This is a genomic window from Eggerthella hominis, from assembly GCF_014287365.1.
Classification (GTDB): Bacteria; Actinomycetota; Coriobacteriia; order Coriobacteriales; family Eggerthellaceae; genus Eggerthella; species Eggerthella guodeyinii.
Genome location: NZ_JACOOA010000001.1, coordinates 568,812 through 587,571 on the forward strand (window position 1 = coordinate 568,812; position 18,760 = coordinate 587,571).

The 18,760-nt window shown below is 68.6% G+C and carries 17 protein-coding genes; 4 read left to right on the top strand and 13 right to left on the bottom strand.

Features of this window, described 5'->3' with window-relative positions; genetic code table 11:
- Window position 1: 1 nt before the first annotated feature.
- The 13 genes from H8S61_RS02520 to H8S61_RS02580 all read right to left on the bottom strand — a co-directional run bounded on the left by H8S61_RS02520 (window position 2) and on the right by H8S61_RS02580 (window position 14,161).
- Window positions 2–463 (bottom strand): hydrogenase 3 maturation endopeptidase HyCI, encoded by a 462-nt coding sequence (locus H8S61_RS02520; RefSeq protein WP_160942434.1) that lies wholly within the window; start codon window positions 461–463, stop codon window positions 2–4.
- Entirely contained in the window at window positions 460–984 is a 525-nt protein-coding gene (locus H8S61_RS02525) for a formate hydrogenlyase maturation HycH family protein (RefSeq protein ID WP_218958848.1), read from the bottom strand. The genes H8S61_RS02520 and H8S61_RS02525 overlap by 4 nt, the downstream gene beginning before the upstream one ends.
- Window positions 954–1,745, bottom strand: a complete 792-nt coding sequence (locus tag H8S61_RS02530) for an NADH-quinone oxidoreductase subunit B family protein (RefSeq protein WP_186937852.1) — start codon at window positions 1,743–1,745, stop codon at window positions 954–956. The genes H8S61_RS02525 and H8S61_RS02530 overlap by 31 nt, the downstream gene beginning before the upstream one ends.
- A complete protein-coding gene (locus H8S61_RS02535) occupies window positions 1,742–2,281 on the bottom strand; it encodes a formate hydrogenlyase complex iron-sulfur subunit (protein WP_160942527.1) in 540 nt (179 codons plus the stop codon). The genes H8S61_RS02530 and H8S61_RS02535 overlap by 4 nt, the downstream gene beginning before the upstream one ends.
- A gap of 9 nt (window positions 2,282–2,290) precedes the next feature.
- The gene (locus H8S61_RS02540; RefSeq protein WP_160942432.1) at window positions 2,291–4,021 is read right to left on the bottom strand and encodes a hydrogenase large subunit; all 1,731 of its coding nucleotides are present in this window, start codon (window positions 4,019–4,021) and stop codon (window positions 2,291–2,293) included.
- Window positions 4,022–4,030: 9 nt separating this feature from the next.
- The gene (locus H8S61_RS02545; protein ID WP_160942431.1) at window positions 4,031–5,605 is read right to left on the bottom strand and encodes a hydrogenase 4 subunit F; all 1,575 of its coding nucleotides are present in this window, start codon (window positions 5,603–5,605) and stop codon (window positions 4,031–4,033) included.
- A 9-nt stretch (window positions 5,606–5,614) separates the two neighbouring features.
- A complete protein-coding gene (gene hyfE / locus H8S61_RS02550) occupies window positions 5,615–6,268 on the bottom strand; it encodes a hydrogenase 4 membrane subunit (protein ID WP_160942430.1) in 654 nt (217 codons plus the stop codon).
- Between the two features lie 10 nt (window positions 6,269–6,278).
- Window positions 6,279–7,733, bottom strand: a complete 1,455-nt coding sequence (locus H8S61_RS02555) for a hydrogenase 4 subunit D (protein ID WP_160942429.1) — start codon at window positions 7,731–7,733, stop codon at window positions 6,279–6,281.
- Window positions 7,734–7,753: 20 nt separating this feature from the next.
- Complete coding sequence (locus tag H8S61_RS02560) at window positions 7,754–8,683, bottom strand: respiratory chain complex I subunit 1 family protein (protein ID WP_186937853.1); 930 nt, start codon at window positions 8,681–8,683, stop codon at window positions 7,754–7,756.
- Window positions 8,684–8,693: 10 nt separating this feature from the next.
- Window positions 8,694–10,712 carry a hydrogenase 4 subunit B gene (gene hyfB, locus H8S61_RS02565; RefSeq protein ID WP_186937854.1) on the bottom strand — a complete coding sequence of 673 codons (2,019 nt, stop codon included), beginning with the start codon at window positions 10,710–10,712 and terminating at the stop codon, window positions 8,694–8,696.
- Entirely contained in the window at window positions 10,709–11,299 is a 591-nt protein-coding gene (locus tag H8S61_RS02570) for a 4Fe-4S dicluster domain-containing protein (protein WP_186937855.1), read from the bottom strand. The genes hyfB and H8S61_RS02570 overlap by 4 nt, the downstream gene beginning before the upstream one ends.
- A 66-nt stretch (window positions 11,300–11,365) precedes the next feature.
- Window positions 11,366–13,588 (bottom strand): formate dehydrogenase subunit alpha, encoded by a 2,223-nt coding sequence (gene fdhF, locus H8S61_RS02575; protein ID WP_160942425.1) that lies wholly within the window; start codon window positions 13,586–13,588, stop codon window positions 11,366–11,368.
- Between the two features lie 18 nt (window positions 13,589–13,606).
- The gene (locus H8S61_RS02580) at window positions 13,607–14,161 is read right to left on the bottom strand and encodes a 4Fe-4S dicluster domain-containing protein (protein ID WP_186937856.1); all 555 of its coding nucleotides are present in this window, start codon (window positions 14,159–14,161) and stop codon (window positions 13,607–13,609) included.
- A gap of 420 nt (window positions 14,162–14,581) precedes the next feature.
- Between H8S61_RS02580 and H8S61_RS02585 the strand changes: the two genes are divergently transcribed.
- The 4 genes from H8S61_RS02585 to selB all read left to right on the top strand — a co-directional run bounded on the left by H8S61_RS02585 (window position 14,582) and on the right by selB (window position 18,730).
- The gene (locus tag H8S61_RS02585; RefSeq protein ID WP_160942423.1) at window positions 14,582–14,866 is read left to right on the top strand and encodes a type II toxin-antitoxin system RelB/DinJ family antitoxin; all 285 of its coding nucleotides are present in this window, start codon (window positions 14,582–14,584) and stop codon (window positions 14,864–14,866) included.
- A gap of 15 nt (window positions 14,867–14,881) precedes the next feature.
- On the top strand, window positions 14,882–15,250 hold the full coding sequence (locus H8S61_RS02590; protein WP_160942422.1) for a type II toxin-antitoxin system VapC family toxin: 369 nt from the start codon (window positions 14,882–14,884) through the stop codon (window positions 15,248–15,250).
- A 67-nt stretch (window positions 15,251–15,317) separates the two neighbouring features.
- Complete coding sequence (gene selA / locus H8S61_RS02595) at window positions 15,318–16,796, top strand: L-seryl-tRNA(Sec) selenium transferase (RefSeq protein ID WP_186937857.1); 1,479 nt, start codon at window positions 15,318–15,320, stop codon at window positions 16,794–16,796.
- Window positions 16,793–18,730 (top strand): selenocysteine-specific translation elongation factor, encoded by a 1,938-nt coding sequence (selB, locus tag H8S61_RS02600; RefSeq protein ID WP_186937858.1) that lies wholly within the window; start codon window positions 16,793–16,795, stop codon window positions 18,728–18,730. The genes selA and selB overlap by 4 nt, the downstream gene beginning before the upstream one ends.
- Window positions 18,731–18,760 lie beyond the last annotated feature (30 nt).

Sequence of the window (18,760 nt, forward strand, 5' to 3'; positions counted from 1 at the left end):
CTCAGTTCCCCATGGCCGCGTACCGCGTGAAATCGCCTCCGTCCCGCAAGCAGCCCATCACGTCGTCGAGGGCGTCGCGCACCTCCGACGACAGCGGATCGAAGAATTCGGTCGATCGCAGCTGAATGCCGAGAAACGTCACATTGTCGCAGATGCGGTCGAGTTCGCCAAGCAGAAAGGTGATGGGCAGGGAATGCGTGGTGATGAGGAACTGCGTGGCCACGTCCTCCGCCCCGAGCCGCCGTATCGATCCGGGCGCCAGCCGCATCTGGGCGGCGTCCACGAACAGGATGCGCTCGGGCGCGCAGCGGCGCACCACCGCGAGGTCGTCCTCGGGCGTCTGGCCGCCGTCCACCACCTCCCAACCCTCGACGGGATTCTCCTCCAGCAGCTTGGCCAGCATCGGCCCCGCCGCGTCGTCGCCGCGCAGCACGCTGCCGGCGGTCAGCACCACGCCGCTCATGCCACCCTCCTCACCATCGCGTACACCGAGGGCTCGTCGCGCACCGCCAGCAGCAGGTCGACGAACCCCATGAGCTGCCCCACCTCGGACGGGTCGAGCGCGATGCTCGTCTTGCCCGGCTCGTTGAACACGTCGAGGCCCGCCAAGGCCGCGCGCGCGGCCGGCAGCAGCAGGCCCACGTGCGACTTGTCGATCTCGATCTCGCCGAAGCGCAGCACGCCGGCCAGCTTGAAGCGCGCCTCCTCGTCGTCCATGAGCGCCACCATCTTCTCGTACGCGCCCACCGGCATGGCCAGCGCCCGCTCGAAGCAGTCGATGACGCCCGTGTGGTGCCCCACGGCCAGCGTGTAGTACAGCACGTCGGTCGACTCCTCGGGAATGGACGAGGCGCTGTCCACGAACTTGCGGGTGAGCTTGCGGAACTCCACCGTCGAGCCCGTGGCGCTCACCGCGTTCGGCGCGTCGGCGAACAGGTCGGCGAACGGCCCGCTCACGGTCGCACCCCCAGCACCTTCGCGCACACGACGTCCTTGAGGTCGCCGTATATCTCGGCCTTGCGCGGGTCGGCCTCGCCGGCCACGAGCGCGTCGAGCGAGCCCAGCACGTCGCCGCCTTGCCCGTCGAGCGCCTCCATGAAGCGGTCTGCGAGGTCGCGCCCGTAGCGGTAGCCCGCCATGCGCCGCGCCTCGCGCTCCAGCTCGGCGCGCAGCTTGTAGGGGATGCTCGCGTGCAGAAGCGGCGCCTGCTCGCCCGCGCCCTCCACGAGGTGCGTCTCGTGCAGCTTCTGGCCCAGCAGGCCCAGCGCGATGGCGAACCCGTAGATGGTCTGCGCCGGCGACGGCGGGCAGCCGGGGATGTACACGTCCACCGGCAGCAGCTTGTCGGTGCCGCCCCACACGCAGTAGTTGTCGTGGAAGATGCCGCCCGTGCAGCCGCACGCGCCGTAGCTCACCACGAGCTTCGGGTCGGGCGCGGCCTCGTAGGCGCGCAGGGCCGGCATGCGCATGGCGCGCGTCACCGCGCCCGTGTACACGAGGATGTCGGCGTGGCGCGGGCTGGCCATGTTCTTGATGCCGAAGCGCTCGGCGTCGAACACCGGCGTGATCGTGGCGAATATCTCGATCTCGCAGGCGTTGCAGCCGCCGCAGTCCACGCGGTAGATGTACACCGAGCGCTTGATGTCGTTGAGGAGCGCCACCTTCGCGGCCGCGATCGTGTCGTCGAGCTCCACCTTGTCCAAACGGTGCTGCAGGCTCTCCGGCACCAGATGCGTGTTCGTCATGACCGTCCTCCCTGCGCATCGATCGTACGTTTCGCCGCGAGGCCGTCGGCGCGGCGCTTGCAGGCGGGGCACGTGCCCGCCAGGCTCAGCGCCTCCTCCGCCTCGGGCGAGCCCTCCATGCTGGCCAGCAGCCGGGCCGCGTAATCCACTTCCTTGCGCGGCGCGAAGTACGCGCCGCACTCCGCGCACGCCTGCAGCTGGTAGGTGCACGTTTCCACGAGGTCGTCCTTGCGCATGACCGCCAGCTCGAACTCCGATCCCAGGCGGATGGCCTCGAGCGGGCACACCTCCTCGCAACGGCCGCAGAAGATGCAGCGCCCGTAGTCGATGGACCAGGTGATCGTACCCGCACGCGTGTCCGACTCCATCTGGATGGCGTTGGGCGGGCAGGCCACGGCGCACGCCGCGCACGCGATGCAGCGTTCCAGGTCGTGCTCGGGCTTGCCGCGCATGTCGGGCGTCGTCTCGAGCGGCGCGAAGGGGTACTTGACCGTCGCGTCGCCGGTTTTGATGATGTTCCTGAGCGTCTTCAGCATCACGTCCCCCTAATCCTTCAGCGGAGAGTGGGTGCGGCGGCGGCAGTACGACTCCAGCTGGTTCTTCGTCAGCACCTGGCTCGTCTTCTTGTTCACATCGACGATGGTCACGCGGTCGGTGCACGAGTAGCACGGGTCGATGCTGCCCACGATGAGCGCGGCGTCCGAGATGGTGTTGCCGCGGAACATGTAGCGCAGCACGGGCCAGTTGCTGTACGTGGCCGCCTTCGCCCTCCAGCGGTAGCACTTCTGGTTGTCGCCCGTCATGGCCCAGTGCACGTCCTCGCCGCGCGGCGCCTCGGTCACGCCGATGCCGAACTTGTGCGGCGTGTACGTCCAATCCTCGGTGAGGATGGGGCCGGCCGGCGCGTTCGTCATGAGCGTCTCGATCATGTCGAGCGAGTCGAGGAACTCCTCGATGCGCACGAGCGTGCGGCTCTTCACGTCGCAGCCGTCGTGGCTGCGCGCCTTGAACGTTCCCTGCAGGCTCTTGTAGCCGTCGAAGGGGTGGTCGAAGCGGGCGTCGCGCGTGAAGCCGCTGCCGCGCACGCACGGCCCCACGGGGCTGAACGCGCGGGCGACGCGCGGGTCGAGCATGCCCACGCCCTCGGTGCGCGCCAGGAAGTTCGGCGTGCTCATGAGCTCCTCCACGAGCCCCTGCACCTCGGCGCGCAGCTCGCCCACCAGCTTCACCGTGGCCAGGTGCTGCTCGGCCAGGATGTCGCGGCGCACGCCGCCGATGAGGTTGAGGCCGTAGGTCTTGCGGTGGCCGGTCAGCAGCTCGGCCAGGTCCATGGACTTCTCGCGCACGCGGAAGAAGTGCTGGAAGCCCGTGTCGAAGCCGCAGAAGTGGCACACGAGGCCCAGGTTCAGCAGGTGCGAGTGCAACCGCTCCACCTCCAGCACGATGGCGCGGATGAACTGGGCGCGCTCGGGCACCGCGATGCCCTGCGCGTTCTCCACGGCCTCCGCGTAGGCCACCGAGTGGGCGCAGCCGCAGATGCCGCAGATGCGGTCGGCCAGAAACGTGACGGCGTCGTAGTCGAGGCGCGCCTCGGCCACCTTCTCCATGCCGCGGTGGACGTAGAACAGGCGGTAGTCGGCGTCGACGATCTCCTCGCCCTCCACGAACAGGCGGAAGTGGCCCGGCTCGTCGGAGGTGATGTGCAGGGGCCCCATGGGCATCTCGGTGGTCTCGCGCCCGTCGGTCTCGGCCAAAAACGAGTAGTTCTCCATGTCCGACACCGGCGCGGGGCGCTTGCGGTAGTCCATCGAGTCCTTGCGCAGCGGATACAGGTTGTCGGGCCAATCGTCCGGCAGCACGAGCCGGCGCTCGTCGGGCAGCCCCACGGGGCGCAGGCCGAACATGTCGCGCACCTCGCGCTCGCTCCACACGCAGGCCGGCACGCGGGGCGTGACGGACGGGAACTCGCACGTGTCGGCCGGCACCTCGGCGCGCACGACGCAGAAGCACGGGTCCTCCTCTTCCATGGATAGCACGTAGTACAGCGCGTACTTCCCGTTGAGGGGCCGCTCGTCGTTGCCCACCATCATGGGCAGCCAGCCGCCGCGGCCGAAGTACAAGAATTCGACGACGTCGGGCAGCGAGTCGGTGGCCACCGTGATGGTCACCTGCTCCTCGGCCTGCCAGGCGGCGTCCTTCAGCACGCCGGGGAAGCGTTCGCGCACCGCCTCGACATGGCTCGCGCCCGCCCGCATCGCTTGCAGTTTCCTCTTCATGACACTCTCCTACTCGGACGGGGCGTTGCGCGCGCCTTCGGTCGCAGCGAACAGATCCTTGAACAGCGGCGCCTCGTGCAGCACGTCGGTATCCTGCTGCAGCACGACGGCCGTGGCCTCCTCGACGCCGGACAGCACCGGCTGGGGAAGCGCCACGCCGAACCACAGCACCACGGCTGCCAGCACGAACTCGGGCAGCAGCGCCAGCACGCCCACGTCGCCCTTCTTCATGCCCTCGGGCTCCTTGCCCATCACCGCGTGCGTCACCACGTGCGTCAGCGCCGCGATGACCACGGTCAGCGCGAGGGCGAACACCACCACAAGCACGATCTGGCCCGCCACGATGCCGGCCACGAAGGCCATGACCTCGGACAGGAACATGGCGAACGGCGGGAAGCCCGACAGCGCGAACAGGCCGACGGCCAGCAGCACGCCCGTGGCCGGGGCCACCTTCAGGATGCCGCTGATCTTGTTGAGGTCGCGGGTGCCGTACTTCATCAACACGTTGCCCGACAGGCAGAACAGCAGCGCCTTCGTGAAGCCGTGGAAGATGCAGTGCAGGAGCGCCGCCGCCACGCCGAGCGGGCCGCCGAAGCCCAGGCACAGGGCCACGACGCCCACGTTCTCGCACGAGCTGTAGGCCAGCTTGCGCTTGAGGTCGTCCTGCGAGAACACGGCGAACGCGGCGAACGCCACCGACAGGATGCCCAGCACCAGCATGAGCGTCTGCGGGAAGTCCGGGCCGATGGCCTGCACGGCCAGGATGTAGAACCGGATGATGATGAGCATGGCGCATTTCAGCAGCACGCCCGACAGCAGGCCGGACACGGGGCTCGGCGCCTCGGAGTGCGCGTCGGGCAGCCACGTGTGCATGGGGAACAGGCCGGCCTTCGTGCCGAAGCCGATGGCGGCGAACACGAACGCGATCTGCATGAGCACGACGTCGAACTGCGAGGCGTACGGCAGAAGCGACGTCCAGAACACGGCCTGATGCGCGTCGGCCATCACGTCGGCCGCGTTGGCGTACACGAGCACGGTGCCGTACAGGCCGAACGCCACGCCGGCGGTGCACACGATGACGTACTTCCACGCAGCCTCGAGCGAGAGCTTCGTGGAGTAGGCGCCCACGAGGAACACCGTGGACAGCGTCGTGGCCTCGATGGCCACCCACATCATGATGATGTTGTTGGACAGCGCCACCACGAGCATGGTGAACACGAACAGGCTGAAGAACACGTAGTACTGCTTCACCTGCGACGGGGTCATGTGCCCGATCTCAACGTCGTGGCGGATGTAGCCCAGCGAGTAGAAGCCGGTGAGGAACCCGATCGTGCCGATGAGCGCCACGAACACGCTGCCGAGCGCGTCGAGGTGGAACCACAGGCCGACGGCGTTCACCGCCTCGCCCGAGATCACCACCTGCGACGTCAGGAAGAGCGCGAGCACGAGCACGCCGGCGAGCGACGCGAGGTGCACGGCCTCGTACAGGCCGCGCGGCACGCTCTTCGACGGCAGCGCGGCCATGACGAGCGACGCGGCGAGCGGCAACGCCATGAGCACGATGACCAGCATTGAGTAATCCATGGCTCACCCCTACCCTTTCAATTCCATGAGGTCGTCGGCATCCAGCGTGTGCGCGGTGCGGTAGATGCGCACGGCCACCACGGCCATGATGATCACCGCGAAGAACGCGTCGGTGGCGATGCCCACCTCCACGAGCTCGGGGGCCTCGGGCGCCAGCAGCGCCAGCGTCACGTGCGAGCCGTTCTCCATGAGGCAGTACCCGAAGATCTGCTTCACGATGTTGCGCTGCGTGACGATGCAGGTGAGGCCGATGAAGAAGTGCGCGAGCGAGATGGCCAGCGCCGGCTTCACCTCCGCGGCCGTCGGCAGGTCGATCCCCTGCACCACGACGAAGCACAGGAACACCTCCACCGCGATGATGGCGATGCTCTTGACCGGCGTGATCTTCGGCGACAGCCCCGCGCCCGCGTCGCCCATCTTCTTGCACGCGTACAGGATGATGCCGGGCACGACGAGCACCTTCGTGACGAAGGCGGTGCCGGCCCAGGTGAACAGCTCCACCGATCCCGTCACGCTGCCCAGCGCCACGAACAGCGTCACGAGCACGACCGATTGGGCCGCGTACACGTAGGCCGCGCGCGTCGGCGTCTTGGACAGCACGACCAGCATCGAGGTCACGATCAGCAGGCCGCCCAGTATGTTAACCAAGGTATATCCAGTCATTTCGATCTCCTCACCCCAACCACGCGGCGGCGATGAAGCTCGAGCACACCGTCATGACCATCAGTACGACGAACACGCCGATCATGGGCTTGGGCAGGGGCGCCGCGTCGGCGACCGTCGGGGACGGCTCGCCGGGCAGCACGCTTCCCATCCACTTGAGGAACCAGGCGAAGCAGCCCACCGTCTCGAGCAGCGCCACCACCACGATGAGCATGAGGATCCAGTTGCCCTCGGCCACCGCGAAGCTGCCCGAGAAGATGGCGAACTTGCTGAAGAAGCCGTTCATGGGCGGCACGCCCGCGATGGCGAGCGCCGCGAACGCGAACGCCACGCCCAGCAGCGGCTGCTTCTTGAGCACGCCTTTGATCTTGGGCAGCATGCGCGTGCCCAGCGTGTAGCTGAACGCGCCTGCCACCAGGAAGAACAAGGTCTTCGCGAAGGCGTGGTTGAACATGTGCATGACGCCGCCCTCGAAGGCGAGGTCGCTGCCGAAGATGTAGAACCCGAAGCCCAGGAAGATGTAGGACAGCTGCGAGATGGTGGAGAACGCCAGCAGACGCTTCATGTCCTTTTGCGGCAGGTACATGAAGAAGCTGAACAGCATGGTGGCGATGGCGCCGATCACCACGACCCAGCCCACCACCTCGGGCACCTGCCCCGCGCCGATGAGCTCGCGGGCGAACACCGCCACGCCCACCTTCACCATGGACGCGCCGTGCAGGTACGCCGACACCGGCGTGGGGGCCTCCATGGCGGAGGGCAGCCACATGTACAGCGGCAGCTGGGCCGACTTGCCCCAGGCCGCGAACAGCACGCACAGCAGCACGAACGCCTTCCACCAGCCGTCGAGCTGCGCGATAGCCGACACCTCGAACGTGCCGGTCTGCACGAACAGCGCGCCGGCGGCCACGTACAGCCCGATGGAGGCGATGTGCGTGAGGATGAGCGCCTTCATGGCCGACTTGCGCGCCGTGGGCGTGTCGTAGTAGCCGATGAGCGCCCACGAGCACGCGCCCGTGATCTCGAAGAACATGAGCTGGCCGACCACGGTCGAGCTGAACACGACGCCGGCCATGGCGCCGATGAACACCGTGAAGAACGCGTAGAACCTGCGCCTCGGCGCGTCGGCGTGCTCGCGGTTGCCCGCGTTCATGTAGCCGATCGAGTAGATGCCGATCAGCAGGCCGATGCCCACGAAGCAGGGAGCCAACAGCACGCTCACCTTGTCGAACACGAGGCCGATCACCTCGGCATCTCCCAGCATGGCGAGCGTCACCGTGACGGATTCCTCGCCGCTTCCCGCGAACGCGGCCCACACGGCCAGCGTGAGCGCCGTCGACACGGCGGCCGCGCCCACGCACCACCACTTGGCGGCGCGCTGCGGGCTCACCACGATGGCGAGCGCCGCCGCGAAGGGCACGACGATGGCGGCGATGGCGAGAAGGGACATATCCATTCCAATCATGATTCAGTTCCTCCTCTCCCCTATACGCCCAGGACGCAGAACACGAACGCCAGCACCGACACGCCCACGACCGTCCACGTCTGGCGCCCCATGAGCTTGTAGCGCACGCGCGCCACGAGGTTCTCGACGAATGTGCAGACGAAGAAGATGGCCGCCACCTTCACGAGGTAGACGAGCGCGCCCACGGCCAGCGCCGGCAGCGTGAGCTCCACGGCGCTGCCGAACGGCAGGAACACCGCGACGAACCAGCTGACCACGAGCACCTGCTTCATGGACATGGACATTTTCACGAGCGCGAGCGACGGGCCGGAGTACTCGGCCAGCGGGCCCTCTTGGATCTCCTGCTCGGCCTCGGCCATGTCGTAGGGCAGCTTGCCCAGCTCGACGTAGCAGGCGATGGCGAAGGCCGCGGCGGCCACCACGACGGCCACGGGCGAGCCGGCGGCAAGCGAGCCCACCATGAGGCCCATCTCGCCGATGTTGGTGGTGCCCGTGGCAAGGGCGGCCACGAACAGCGCCAGCATCATGGACGGCTCCACGAGCACGCCCACGAGCAGCTCGCGGATGCCGCCGACGCCCGCGTAGGCGTTGGAGCTGTCCACGGCCGCCAGCGCGAAGAAGAAGCGCGGCAGGGCCATGAGGTAGATGATGGTGATGATGTCGCCGAGCACCGGGATGGGACACAGCCGCGTGATCATGGGCATGCCGCACGCCAGCACGAGCATCGTGCCGAAGAACAGCGGGGGCATGAGGCGCGACACGAAGCTCGAGTTCGCCGTATGTAGGTCCTGCCGCTTCAGCAGCTTGAAGATATCGTAGTAGTCCTGCAGCACCGAGGGGCCGCGGCGCGTGTGCATCTTGGCGCGCATCCAGCGCGCGGTGCCCGACACGAGCGGCGCCGCAAGCACGAGCAGGAGGGACTGCACGATTGCGATGATGATTTCAGTCATGGCGCACCTCCTACTTCACCAGGACGGACAGGCAGAGGAAGAAGACGAGCGCCACCACGATGTACACGATGTACACGCGGAAGTCTCCCCCTTCGACCTTCTGCACCTTACGGGAAAGCCAGGTGACGAACGCGGCCACCGAATCGACGAGGTACTTGTCGCCCACGTCCTGGGCAACCTCGGCGCCCCTCACCGTGCCTTGGAACAGGGCCACGAACTTCCCGCTCTGCCGCGACACGATGGCGCGGATGCGGTAGAGCGGCTCGAGGAACATCTCCACCTCGGAGGCGAAGCTCGTCGCGACGACGGGCATCTGCGCATCGGGGGCGTAGCCGCACGCCCACGGGTCCTTGCGCACGCCCTGGCCGCCCTTGCCCAGCACGGCGCGCAGCACGATGGGAACCGCGACGAACGCGACCAGCAGCACGGCCAGAAGCGGCGGCGACACGAGCGAGCCCAGCTCCGGGTTCACGAGCATCGCGCCCAGCGCCACGGTGGCGGACGGGGCCGCCAGCGTCGCCGAGGCGATATGCTCCATGGCGGGCGCCACCCACGGCGCGCCGATGCCGAGGACCACGCAGACGGCGGCCAACAGGATCATGCCCGCCTTCATGGGAGCGCCCACCTCGCGCGCCCGGGCGGCCGCCTCGGAGCGCGGCGCCGACAGGAACGTCACGCCGTAGGCCTTCACGAAGCACGTGACGGCCAGCGCGCCGGTGAGGGCGAGCGCCACCGCGCCGAACGCCGCGAATATCTTCACGATGGAATCGCCGGCGAACGCCGCGTTGAACAGCGACTGGTACGTGAACCACTCGGACACGAAGCCGTTGAGCGGCGGGATGGCCGAGATGGCCAGCGACCCGATGAGGAAGCACATCGCGGTGACCGGCATGGCGCGGGCGAGGCCGCCCATCTTCTCCATGTTGCGCGTGCCGGTGCTGAACAGCACCGAGCCGGCGCCGAAGAACAGCAGCCCCTTGAACACCGCATGGTTCAGCAGGTGATAGAAGCCGGCCATGAGCCCGACGGCCGCCAACACCGGCTGGCCCAGGGCCACGCCGATGAAGCCGGCGCCCACGCCCAAGAGGATGATGCCGACGTTCTCCACCGAGTGATAGGCGAGCAGGCGCTTGATGTCGTGCTCCGCCAGCGCGTACACCACGCCGAGCACCGACGACACCGCGCCGAACACGAGCACCGTCACGCCCCACCACAGCTCGCAGCCCGAGGCCGCCAGCAGATCGAGGCCCACCTTCACGATGCCGAACACGCCGATCTTGATCATGCCGCCCGACATGAGCGCCGACACGTTCGAGGGCGCCGCCGGGTGCGCCTGGGGCAGCCAGGAATGGAACGGCACCATGCCCGCCTTGCAGCCGAAGCCGATGAAGGCCAGCAGGAACACGAGCGAGGCCACCGCCGGCGCGAACGCCGTCTCCCTGAACGAGCTGAACTCGAAGGAGCCCGTGATGCCCGCCATGGTGAAGAAGGCGATCATGATGAGCAGGAAGCCCACGTGCGCCATGATCAGGTACAGGAAGCCGCCGCGGATGGACTTCTCGTCCTGCTCGATGATGACCAGGAAGTACGAGGTCAGCGACATCAGCTCGAAGAACACGAGGAACCAGAACGCGTTGTCGGAGCAGATGACCAGGTTCATGGAGGCGATGAAGAAGCTCATGAAGAACCCCATGACGCCGATGCCCTTGCCCCGATACTCGTCCATGTACGCGAGGCCGTAGATCCACGCCGCGAACGCGAGCAGCGAGATCACGCCTACCAGCAGGCCCGCAAGCGGGTTGAGCAGCAGCGTGAACGACGCGAACGAGAACGGCGTCGCCACGCTGACCAGCTCGGCCGGGCCGAACACGGCCGCGAGCGCCGAGCCGAAGCCGAACAGCGCCGCGAGGGCGCCGAGCACGCAGGCGACCGTCTTGGAGGCGTTCTCGGCCCGCTTGAGCACGAGCGCGGCCACGCCTCCGACGCACGACAGCGCCAGCGAGATCACTAACAGGTTCACCGCACTCATCGCGTCCTCCTTATCGCTGCGATCTCGGGCTGCATGGCGTCGTTGCCGGCGGCGGCCGCGAGGCGCTTGCCCTTGCCGGCCTCGACGACGTCGCGCGGCTCGACGTAGACGAGCGCATCGGTGGGGCACGCGGGCACGCAGTGCGGGCCGGCCTCGTCGTAGCTGCACAGATCGCACTTGACGGCGCGCGTGTACACGCCGATCTCCCACCGCAGCAGCGGGTCCAAGCTGGCGGGGTACGTCGGGGTGCTCACCTTCACGCCGGCCACGCCCGCGATGGACGTGCCGGAGGGATGGATGGCCCCGAACGGGCACACGATGGCGCACAGCTTGCATCCGATGCAGCGTTGCTCGCTCACGTGCACCGCGCCGTCCTCCTTCTCGATGGCGTTGACGGGGCACACCTGCAGGCAGGGCGCCCCCTCGCAGTGGTGGCAGGTGACCGCGGCGGACACGTCGCGCGTCATGACGAGGGACAACCGGGGCTCGGCCTGCAGGCCCGCCTCCCGGTGCCCCTCGCTACACGCCGCCCGGCACGTGCCGCAACCGATGCACGCGTCGGGGTTGATGGCAATAAATCGATTCACATCCGCTCCTCATCTTGGAGCGGCCCGGGACAAGCGCGCTCCCGGGCCGCGTCGGCCTCAAAACGACTAAGCCAGCACCGGCTCGCCCGCGGCTTCGGCCGCGCGCAGGCGCGCCGCCTCGACCGGATCGACATCCTGGACGGAAGCGAGGTCGGACAGGTCCTGCTTCAGCGCCTCGTAGAGCTCCTGGAGGTGCTGCTCGGCCCACACCTGGTCCTCGATCGCCACCACCTGGCAGGCGCTGAACTTGTCCTCGGGCGTGTGCGAGCGCGGGTCGACGGCATGGAGCGTGAGGTTGTTGCACTTGCCGATCCACCACTGGTACGTCATGTACACCGTGCCCTCGTTGATGCGCTCGTCCACCACCGCGCGGCTCATGGCCTCGCCGCGGCGCGAGAACGCGCGCACGAGCTCGCCGTCGCGGATGCCGCGCGCCTGCGCGTCGGACGGGTGGATGTGCAGCTCGCCGGGCTCTTCGGCCAGAAGCGACAGGGCGCGGCAGTTGCCGGTCATCGAGCGGCAGGAGTAGTGCCCCACCTCGCGCACCGTGCACAGGATGAGCGGGTACTCCTCGTCGGGCAGCTCGGTGGGAGGCTCCCACGTATGTGCCATGAGGTTCGCGCGGTTGTCGGGCGTGGTGAACTTTCCGCCCAGGTACATGTCGGGCGTGCCGGGATGCTCGACGGTCGGGATGGGCCACTGGGCGTGCCCCGTGCCCTCCATCTTCTCGTAGGTGGCGCCGTAGAACGACGGGCACAGCCCGCGCATCTCGTCCCATATCTCCTGGGTGTCCTCGTAGTGCATGGGATAGCCCATGCGGCTGGACAGCTCGGAGAAGATCTGCCAGTCGTGCTTGCACTCGCCCTTCGGCGGCACCGCGGCCGTGAAGCGCTGGAACGTGCGGTCGGACGCGGTGAACACGCCCTCGTGCTCGCCCCAGGACGTGCCCGGGAAGATGACGTCGGCCAGCATGGTGGTCTGCGTCATGAAGATGTCCTGGCAGATGAAGAGGTCGAGGTCGCCCAGCTGGCGCTTGAGCTCGATGGCGTCGGGCTCGGTTTGCAGCGGGTCCTCGCCGAAGTTGTAGAACGCGTGCACCTTGCCCTCGTCCACGTTGTGGCCCACGTCGGTGAGCTTGTAGCCCTCGTGGTCGGACAGGCGCTCGAGCGGCACGCCCCACCCCTTCGCGAACTTCTCGCGCACGGCGGGGTCGGTGACCTTCTGGTAGCCCGGGTAGAAGTTCGGCAGCATGCCCATGTCGCAGCTGCCCTGCACGTTGTTCTGGCCGCGCACGGGCGCCAGGCCCGCGTTCGGCTTGCCGATCTGCCCGGTGATGCAGGCGAGCGCCGCCAGCGAGTGCACCGTCAGCACGTTCTGCTTCTGCTGGGCCACGCCCATGCCCCAGCCCACGATGGACGAGGGCTCGGCGGTGGCGTACATGCGCGCCGCGCGGCGCATGTCCTCGGGATCGACGCCCGTGATGTGGGCTACGGATTCGGGGGTGTAGTCCTTGACGGTCTCCCACCACTCGGCGAAGCCGTTCGTATGCTCTTCGATGAAGCGCTTGTCATGCAGGTTCTCGGTGACGATCGCGTTCATGAACGCGTTGAGGAACGCGACGTTGCACCCGTTGTTGATCTGCAGGTAGATGTCGGCGATGCGCGCGGTTTCGATGACGCGCGGGTCGGCGACGATGATCTTGGCACCCTTCTCCTTGGCGCGCACGATGCGGCGCGACACGATGGGGTGCGAGGCGCTCGGGTTGTACCCGAACAGGAAAATGCAGCCCGCGTCCTCCATACCGGGGATCGAGCAGCTCATGCAACCAGAACCGACTGTGTCCATCAGACCGATGACTGTGGGGCCGTGTCAAGTTCGGGCGCAGTTGTCTATGTTGTTTGTCCCGATGCAGGCGCGCGTGAACTTCTGCATGACGTAGTTGGCCTCGTTGCCCGGCCCGCGGGACGAGCCCGTGAGCATGATGGAGTCGGGGCCGTACTTCTCCTTGATCTCCGTCAGCTTCCGCGCCGTGAAGTCGAGCGCCTCGTCCCACGTGACGCGCTCGAGCGGAGCGCCCTTCTCGCGACGGATCATGGGATGGTAGATGCGCGGGGTGAGGATCTTCGTGTCGTTGATGAAGTCGTAGCCGTGCAGGCCCTTCAGGCACAGCTCTCCTTGGTTCGTGATGCCGTCGAGCCCTTCGGCTCCGACGACCTTGCCGTCCTCCACCAGCAGGTCGAGCTTGCAGCCCGCTCCGCAGTAGGGACATACGGCCATGTGCTTCTCCATGCGTACCTCCAACCTCCTCTATGCCAGCACCGGATTGAGCGGCAGGCTCGACAGCGTCTCCGCCGCCCGCGCCGCTTCGATGTTCTTCTGCTTGACGCCCGCTTCGAGCGCGCTCTCGTCCACGAGCACGAGCCCCTTCGTGGGGCAGGCCTGCACGCAGGCGGGGCCTTGCACCCGATCGACGCACAGGTCGCACTTGACGACGACCGGCTTGTCGCTCTCGCCGACGACGAGGTTGCCTATCCTCGACGTCACGTGCTTCGCAGCCAGCGTCACCGCGCCGTACGGGCACGCCATGACGCAGCTGCTGCAGCCGATGCAGCGCTCGGCGCGCACGCCCACGCGGTCGTGCTCGGGGTCGAGGAACAGCGCGCCGGTCGGGCAGGCCGCCGCGCACGGCGCGTCCGCGCAGTGGTGGCATACGATCGGGGCCGAGACGCTCAGCGTGGTCACCAGGTTGAGGCGGGCTTGCGCCACGTCTTCGCACACGTCGTGCTTGGCGAGGCAGGCCGCCATGCAGGTTTTGCAACCTATGCAGACCCCCGGGTCCGCTATGACGAATTTGTTGCCCATGTTCTCTTCTCTCGTCTCATCTCGAAGACGGGCGCCGACGGTTCCCGCCGTCGTCGCAGTGCCGCGTCCGCCTCCTCGTCTGGATGGAACTCCGTGCAGCCGCCAGCGCTCGATCCCCCCTCCCCCGTTTCCTCGCTGCACATTTTCTCCAAAATCAGAACTCTTCGCGAGCATAGGGAAGCGAAATCGAGCTGTCAAGGATGATTCTTCGTGCTCGCCCCCGGTTGAGATTATTCGCTTTTCCCCTGTTCGTATGCATAGTTTTGCATGATCCTACCCGATTCGGCACCCGATTTCGGCACCTTAGTGACCCTGGTGATTTTCGTGCGCGCGCTTGCCGCAATCCCCTTGACGATTGAGATTTGCGTACTACAATCGAAGTACAAGTTGTGAACTTTTACAAAGCGGGAGGTTCAAAAAATGGCGAAAGAGAGCGTGGTGCAGGCCCGTATCGACCCCGCGTTGAAAAAACAGGCCGAGGAGCTGTACGCCTCGATGGGGACGAGCCTGTCGGAAGCCATCAGAATATTCGCGAACCAGAGCGTTTTGGAGCAGCAGATGCCCTTCACGCCCATCAGCCATCGGAAAAAAGGCCAGGGGAAGGCGTTCGGCATCCTCAACATCTTCGCAAGCCCCACCAAACGCGAGCGCGAGCGGGACGCCTGGATCGCCTCGCTGCGCATCGGCGCGGACACCGACATATAAAGGTAAGGGGACCGCATGTTCACCATCATCGACGAGACCGTCATCCTGCGCTACGTGCTGAACGACAACAAGAAGCAGGCCGAGGAGGCCGCCTCCGTCATCGCCACGGGGCGCGCCTACACCTATCCCGAGATCATCGCACGCGTGGCCGTCACGCTGCGCGACGTGTACAACGTGCCCCGCACGATGATCGGCGAGGCGCTCACCATGCTGCTCGACGACATCTGCGTGAACGAGGAGGACGTCATCCGGCTGGCGTGCCGCTACTTCGGCACCACGCCGCTCGACTTCACCGACTGCATGCTCATCGCGCGCAACGTGCTGCGCGGCTACCGCGTGCTGAGCTTCGACAAGGCCGTGCTCAAGCGCATGCTGCCGCTGTAGTATACTTTGGGGCGCGCCGCCCTTCGGCTCGCGCGCTCCCGCACCCGTGTTCGAGAAAGGCGCTCTTATGGCGAATCCGTCACGCACCGACCTGCTCCGCGCGCTCCCGCAGGTGGAGGAAATGCTCCAGCTGCCCGAGGTGAGCGCGCTTCTGTCGCTCGTTCCCCGCAACGTGCTCGCCGACTGCGTGCGCGAGGCCGTCGACGAGCTGCGCCAGGCGGTGCTCGCCGGTGCCTGCGCCCGAATCGACGAGCGCGCGCTGGCCGACGCCGTGCGCGCCCGCGCGCTGGCCAAGGCGCGGCCCTCGCTGCGCCGCGTCGTCAACGCCACCGGCATCGTCGTGCACACGAACCTCGGGCGCAGCCCCCTGGCCGACGAGGCCGTCCGCGCCGTGGAGGACGTGGCGCGCGGCTACTCCACGCTGGAGTACGACACCGACGCGATGGCGCGCGGCAGCCGCCACGACCACGTCGAGGACCTCGTGTGCACCCTCACCGGCGCCGAGGCGGCGCTGGCCGTGAACAACAACGCGGCGGCCGTCATGATGGTGCTCCACGAGTTCGCGCGCGGCCACGAGGCCGTGGTGTCGCGCGGCGAGCTCGTGGAGATCGGCGGGTCGTTCCGCATCCCCGACATCATGGAGCTGTCGCAGGCCCGCATGGTGGAGGTGGGCACCACGAACAAGACGCACGCGGCGGACTACGAGCGCGCCATCGGCGCCGATACCTCGATGGTGCTCAAGGTGCATCCCTCCAACTACCGCGTGGTGGGCTTCACCGAGGGCGTGGCCGCAGGCGACCTGCGCGCGCTGGCCGACGCCGAGAACGCGCGCCGCGCCGCGGCCGGCGAGCCGGGCGCGGGCGAGCTGCTCGTGTACGAGGACCAGGGGTCGGGCGCGTTTCTGAACCTCGAGGCGTTCGGGGCGTTCGCCGAGCCCACCGTGGCCGAGTCGCTGCAGGCGGGCTGCGACCTCGTGTCGTTCTCGGGCGACAAGCTGCTGGGCGGGCCGCAGGCGGGCATCATCGTGGGCGCGAAGCGGTTCATCGACCGCCTGAAGAAGAACCCCTACGCCCGCGCCATGCGCCTCGACAAGATGACGCTGGCCGCGCTCGAGGCCACGCTGCGCCTGTACCTCGACCCCGCTGCGGCGCTCGTGCGCATCCCCACGCTGCGCATGCTGTCCGAGTCGGGCGAGGCCGTGCGCGAGCGCGCCGAGCGGCTGGCCGCGGCCGTCGAGGCGGCGCTTCCCGCGGGCGCGGCGCGCGTCGGCGTCGTGCCGGAGACCGCGCGGGCGGGCGGCGGCGCGCTGCCGCTGTGCGACATCGACTCGCACGCGGTGCGCATCGAGTTTTTGCGCGGGGACGCGCAGGGGTGCGAGACGCTCCTCATCGCGCGGCGCGACGTGCCCGTGGTGGGCCGCATCAAGCACGACGCCGTGCTGCTGGACGCGCGCACCGTGGCCGAGGACGAGCTGGCCGAGGCAGCCGAGGCGGTGCGCGCCTACTTCGACGCGCTCGACGCCGAGGCCGAGAGGGGCCGGGCATGAGCGAGGCGAAGCAGACCGACCTCGTGCTGGGCACGGCCGGCCACATCGACCACGGCAAGTCGTCGCTCGTGCTGGCGCTGACCGGCACCGACCCCGACCGCCTGGCCGAGGAGAAGCAGCGCGGCATCACCATCGAGCTGGGCTTCGCCCGCCTCGACCTGCCGGACGGCACGAAGCTCGGCGTGGTGGACGTGCCGGGCCACGAGCGGTTCGTGCGCCAGATGATCGCGGGATCGACGGGCATCGACCTGGCGCTTTTGTGCATCGCCGCCGACGACGGCGTCATGCCGCAGACGGTGGAGCACCTCGCCGTGCTCGAGCTGCTGGGCATCCGCACCTGCGTGGTGGCGCTCACGAAGACCGACCTCGTGGACGAGGAATGGGCGCTGTTCATGGCCGAGGAGGTGCGGGGGCGCCTGTCCGGCACCCCCTACGCCGAAGCCGAGATCGTGCCCGTGTCCAGCCGCACGGGCGCCGGTTTGCCCGAGCTGCAGGCGGCGCTCTCGCGCGCCGCGCGCACGACGCGCCGCGCGAAGGCCGGCACGCGCCTGCGCCTGCCCGTCGACCGCGTGTTCAGCATCAAGGGCGCCGGCACCGTGGTCACGGGCACCCTGTGGAGCGGGACGGCGCAGGTGGGCGACGAGGTGGAGGTGCTCCCCTCCGGCCTGCGCACGCGCGTGCGCAGCGTGCAGGTGCACGGCGCGCCCGTCGAGCGCGCCGAGGCCGGGCACCGCGTGGCCCTCAACCTGAACGCGGTGTCCGTCGACGAGGTGCGCCCCGGCGACTTCCTCGCCGCGCCGGGCGCCGCGAGCGCCACCGATCGCTTCGACGCGTCGCTGGCCTACCTGGGCGTCCCCGGCAAGGGCAAGCCGCTCGCCAGCGGCGCGCGCGTGCACGTGGCGCACGGCACGCGCGAGGTCACGGGCCGCGTGCTGCTCATGGGCGGCCGGGAATCGCTCGCCGCGGGCGAGCGCGCCTACGCGCAGATCCGCCTCGACGAGCCGCTGCCCGTGGCCTGGCGCGACCGCTTCGTCGTGCGCTCGTACTCCCCCGTGCACGTCGTCGGCGGCGGCGAGGTGCTGCGCGCGCGCCCGCGCCGCACCACCACGCTCGCGCCCGGCGCGACGGCGCTGCTCGACGCGCTGCGCGGCGGCGACGAGGCCGCCGTGGCGCGCGCCGCGTTCGCGCTGGCAACCGCGCCCGTCACGGCCGCCGAGTTGGCCGCGCTGTCGGGGCTCGAGGAGGACGCAGCCGCGCGCGAGCTCGAGGCGCTGGCCGCGGGCAACGCCGCGGTGCGCCTCGGAGGCGGCAGCGGGCGCGCGGTGCGCTACGCGACGGCCTCCGTGCTGCAGAAGCAGCGCGCCGCCATCGAGAACGCGCTGCTGAAGTTCCACGCCGAGAGCCCGTCGGCCGCCGGCATCGCGAAGGACGCCCTGCGTCGGCGCTGCCTGCCGCGCCTGGACGCGAGCTGCTTCGACGCGCTGATGGACGACGCCGTCGCGCGCGGCATGGCGGTGGCGGACGGCGGCGAGGTGAGCCACCCGAAGGCCGGCGCCGGCGCGCGCAAGCTGGAGGAGCAGGCGGCCGCGCGGCTGCGCGAGACGCTGGCCGCCGCGGCCGGCGCGCCGCCCGCCGTGGGCGAGCTCGTCGCGGCGAGCGGCCTGGACGCCTCGCTCGTCCACCGCGTGCTGGGCGGCCTCGAGAAGCAGGGACTCGTGCGGCGCGTCGGCGCGGACTTCTACTTCGACGCGGCCGCGCTGGCCGCCTTCGAGCAGGCCGTGCGCGCCCGCCTGTCCGCCGGCCCCGCCACCGCGGCCGAGCTCAAGGACGCGATGGGCACGAGCAGGAAGTACGCCATCCCCCTGCTCGAGTACTTCGACGCCCAGGGCATCACCCGCCGCGAGGGAGACACGCGGGTGCTGGGCGCACGGTAGGGGGCGCGGGAGCCCCTCGGCCCCCTGCGG